The 3815-nt window shown below is 53.2% G+C and carries 4 protein-coding genes and 1 pseudogene; 3 read left to right on the top strand and 2 right to left on the bottom strand.

Annotation, left to right across the window (positions count from 1 at the left end; genetic code table 11):
- Window positions 1-46: 46 nt before the first annotated feature.
- Window positions 47-814, bottom strand: coding sequence for a DnaD domain-containing protein (locus EL26_RS22735; RefSeq protein ID WP_052036726.1), 768 nt, complete (start codon window positions 812-814; stop codon window positions 47-49).
- Window positions 815-899: 85 nt separating this feature from the next.
- On the bottom strand, window positions 900-1697 hold the full coding sequence (locus EL26_RS22730) for a putative protein N(5)-glutamine methyltransferase (protein ID WP_420802086.1): 798 nt from the start codon (window positions 1695-1697) through the stop codon (window positions 900-902).
- Between the two features lie 144 nt (window positions 1698-1841).
- Between EL26_RS22730 and EL26_RS22725 the strand changes: the two genes are divergently transcribed.
- The 3 genes and pseudogenes from EL26_RS22725 to EL26_RS22715 form a co-directional block, all read left to right on the top strand.
- Window positions 1842-2429 (top strand): NAD(P)/FAD-dependent oxidoreductase, encoded by a 588-nt coding sequence (locus tag EL26_RS22725; protein WP_038094695.1) that lies wholly within the window; start codon window positions 1842-1844, stop codon window positions 2427-2429.
- A 144-nt stretch (window positions 2430-2573) separates the two neighbouring features.
- Window positions 2574-3242, top strand: a complete 669-nt coding sequence (locus EL26_RS24240; protein WP_052036725.1) for a YHYH domain-containing protein — start codon at window positions 2574-2576, stop codon at window positions 3240-3242.
- 123 nt (window positions 3243-3365) lie between these two features.
- Window positions 3366-3736 (top strand): annotated as a pseudogene (locus EL26_RS22715) (transposase); the annotation flags it as partial.
- Window positions 3737-3815 lie beyond the last annotated feature (79 nt).

The raw sequence follows: 3815 nt of genomic DNA, 5'->3' as shown, positions 1-3815 counted from the left end.
ACCCGCCGATGGATGGCGGTTCGGGCTTTTGATGTGCAATTCGGGGTTACTCGCGTCCGTACATGCGGTAAAACGCGTCGTACTTGTTCTCTTGCCCGTCTTCCGCTTCCGCTTGAGCTCCTTGCGGTTGGGTGTTGCGGGCTTGCGACGGTGCCGAGGAGCGCGCAGGTTGAGCTTGGCGCTGGCGGCTGCCGGGCGTGCGGTTGCGGAACTGTTCGCGGTGAACTTGGAGTTCCTGCAGCGTGCGGATGTTGATCTTCTGCCATTCAAACAGAATCCGGTCGATGTATTTGAAATTAAACTTGCCGGACAGCACGGCTTCGCGGAGCGCTTCCCGAACCAAGTCTTCGCGGTGCCGGTCCTCGTCGAGCCACTTGATGATCATTTCGCATTCGAGCGGAGACAGCGGGCGTCCAAACTCCTGCTCGAAGACCGAAAACAGATTCTGTTCCTTCTTCTCCAGCAAATCGAGGCTGGAAGCGGCGGGTTGCGGCTTCGGTTGCAAAACGTCGGAGAGCTTGCGGTAGAGCGGTCGCAAGTCGATCTGTTCTTCACCGATCTCCAAGAAGCCGGCGCGCTGCAAAGTGAGCAGCATCGAAGGGAGCATGTCTGCGTGCACCATCATCCGCTCCCCGATTTGCGCCGGGGTCGGGAATTCGATGCCCTCTTGGCGGAACTGCAACAGGTGCAGGATCAGCATCATCTCTTCGTCTGACAAACCCAATTGCTTGTACAGTTTCAACAACAAGCTCGGAACGGCCAAAAACCCGGATGTCAGGAGAACCGTCAACGCATCGTCTTGTCTCTGAGCCATCCGTTATTCCCCCTTGATTCGATCTCAGTCACTAGGGGATAAGTATAACTCACTTTGCGTGTTGGTATCTAGTAGTTTCTTTTGTCTATTCCCGCACGCCCAAGACGACGGTCGCCTCCCATTCTTCGGAATGAACCGCTTCTGCGCGCAGTCCTTGGTCTGCGAAGATTCGGAGCGTATGCCCCGCCTGCCGCTCGCTCGTTTCGACCAGCAGGCAACCGCCGGGCGCCAACCAAATCGATGCCTCTGCTGCCACTCGCCGTTGGACGTCCAACCCGTCCGCTCCCCCGTCGAGCGCGGCGTGCCCCTCGTGCAGACGCGCCTCCGCGGGAAGCAAGTCGATCGCGTCGGTGGGAACGTAAGGCGCGTTGGCGATCAAGATGTCGACGCTCCCTTGCAAAGCGGCAGGCAACGGCTTATAGAGATCGCCTTCATAGACGCGGCCGCCCGCGCCCTCGACGTTGCGCCGTGCGCATCGCACGGCGGCGGGGTCGAGATCCGCCGCGTGCAACTCCACGTCCGGCACGGAAGCAGCCAGCGCGAGTCCCAACGCTCCGGTGCCGCAACATAGATCCAGCACGACAGCCCTCGGAAATGCGCGGGCAATCGCTTGACGGACGAGAAACTCGCTGCGCATACGCGGCACGAAGACCCCCGGGTCCACCGCGATTTGCAACCCGCAAAACTCGGCCCGGCCGATCACATGTTCAAGCGGAAAGCCTGCCGCACGCTGGTCCACCATGTGAAAGAGTTCGTCCGGCGTTTGGGCGGCGCAGAGCAACAATTGGGCCTCCTCCTCGGCGTAGACACATCCGGCGAAAGAAAGTTCGAAAATGACCGCTTCTTCGTGTTGTTTCAAATCAGGCGAGATGATTCGTTTGATTTCCACACGATTCCTCACTTTTCAGTTTTTGATCGATTCTAGTAGAAGAATACTATTTGAAGAAGAGGGTTGACAACATCCGACACTTTCACTATATTTATATATAGAAAGTGTGACCCAAATCTTGGAATGAGGTGTTTCTAGATGTCGAATCAAACGTTTGATGTCATCGTCCTCGGCGCGGGGGCTTCCGGCTTGAGCGCTGCGATTATGCTTGGTGATAAAAACCTGTCCACCCTCGTGATCGGCGACGGACGTTCGCAAATGAACATGGCGTGGGTGGAGAACTTCCTCGGCTTTGAAGAGCCGGTCGTCGGCAGCCACATCCTCGAAATCGGCCGCAAGCAAGTGGCGAAGCGCGGGATTGAGGTGCTCGATCTGCAAGTCACAGAAATCGTACATACGGACGACCTCGTCACCGTCAAGACCGAATCCGCTTCTTACTCCGCACGAAAACTCATCCTCGCGTCCGGTCAAGGCCCGCTGATCGCCACCGCCGAACTGGCAGGCGTGGAACTCGTCGAGAACGACGAGCCGTTCACCAAGATGAAGATCAAGATCGACGAGCGTCACCGCACCTCGCTGTCCAACGTCTACGCCACCGGCATCGCGACCGGTTGCGCGTCGCAAGCGATTGTGGCGGCCGGTCACGGCGCACAGACCGCGCTGAACTTGATCTCCGACCTCGAAGGCAAGCGCGTTCACCACCACCAAGGCATTCCGAAAAACTAATTTCGCCAAACTGCCTTCTCAAAAAACCTCGCCAAGGTTGCAACCGGCGAGGTTTTTTATATAAAAACAGATATCATTTCAAGCATTTCCAAAAAAACAGTTCTATTTTATACTAATATAGACATTGTTTTTGGAGGTTTTAAAATGAAGAAAAGTGTAATCATCTCCATGATCAGCACAGCATCACTTCTGCTCTCTGTACCGGCGGCATACGCACACCCAGGCAATACTGATAAGAACGGGGGGCACTACTGTTGGACAAACTGCGCGAAATGGGGTCTGCAGTACGGTCAGTACCACTATCACAACGGCGGTTCGTCAAGCGGCGGCAGTTCGGGCAGTTCCGGTTCAAACGGCGGCTACTCCTCAGGCAGTTCGCTCAACTTGCCGGTTGAGGATAACCACGCGCACTACAACGTCTTCCAAAACAGCAAACTGCTTACCGTTCTGCACAGCAAGGATGATGCGATCGCCTACGCCAAACAGTGGAGCCACGCAATCGTTCAAGATGCCAATACATACGAAATCCTGTGGGACAACATTCACACCCAAGTCTTCCAATACGGGAAGTATGTAAACGACTTCGGCAGCAAACTGGGTGCTGTTATGTACACCAAAGATCATGAGTACTCCTCCGTTCTCGATGCGGAAACCAAAAACGTTTTGTGGCACAACTACCCGTTCCACGTCTACCAAGGAGATCACTATTTGGACTGGTTCCATGAGAAAAACGACGCTGTCGCCTACGCAAAGCAATGGGCCAACTCGAAAGTCATCGACGGATATACGTATGAGGTTGTTTGGCATTTCTAATTACGTTGCAAGAATCGCCTCCCTTTCCAATCAGAAAGTGGAGGCGATTTTTTATAAAAAAAGAACAGGCACGCTTGGTATTATCCCCTTACGGTAGACAGTGAAAAAAGAACCCATGGTATCATGGGTTCAACACACTGTCCACCGGAGGGGATTTTTTTGGCTGCGAAGAAAGGTCAAACATTTAACCGTTATTCTGAGGAAACGAAAACGGAAGCCGTACGTCTATATTTGGAAGAAGGGTACTCCTATGCCCAGGTTAAGAATCAATTAGGAATCAAAAGTTCAACACGGATTAGAAACTGGATTAACAAACATAATGCCGGAGAGTCTTTTGAGGATTACCGTGGTCGGTGGAACAAGAAACACTTCAGTAGTCACGAAGAGGAAAATACGTATTTGAAGGCGCAGATCGAATACCTAAAAAAGCAAAATCCAAATTTACATGGGGAGGGCTGTTGGCTAAAGAGCAAAGATTCGAAGTGATTTCCGAATCACATTCGCACGGAACGTACGTGTCGGTGATAACTTTGTCTATCTCTCCGCAATTCTAGATCTATACAACAATGAAAT

The sequence above is a fragment of the Tumebacillus flagellatus genome, assembly GCF_000714935.1.
GTDB classification, from domain to species: Bacteria; Bacillota; Bacilli; order Tumebacillales; family Tumebacillaceae; genus Tumebacillus; species Tumebacillus flagellatus.
Note: the sequence above shows the minus strand (reverse complement) of the source record. Positions and strands in the feature narration are given on the sequence as shown.

Coding starts and splice junctions, on each gene's coding strand:
- EL26_RS22735 (WP_052036726.1), bottom strand. CDS start 814: ATGGCTCAGAGACAAGACGATGCGTTGACGGTTCTCCTGACATCCGGG.
- EL26_RS22725 (WP_038094695.1), top strand. CDS start 1,842: ATGTCGAATCAAACGTTTGATGTCATCGTCCTCGGCGCGGGGGCTTCC.
- EL26_RS24240 (WP_052036725.1), top strand. CDS start 2,574: ATGAAGAAAAGTGTAATCATCTCCATGATCAGCACAGCATCACTTCTG.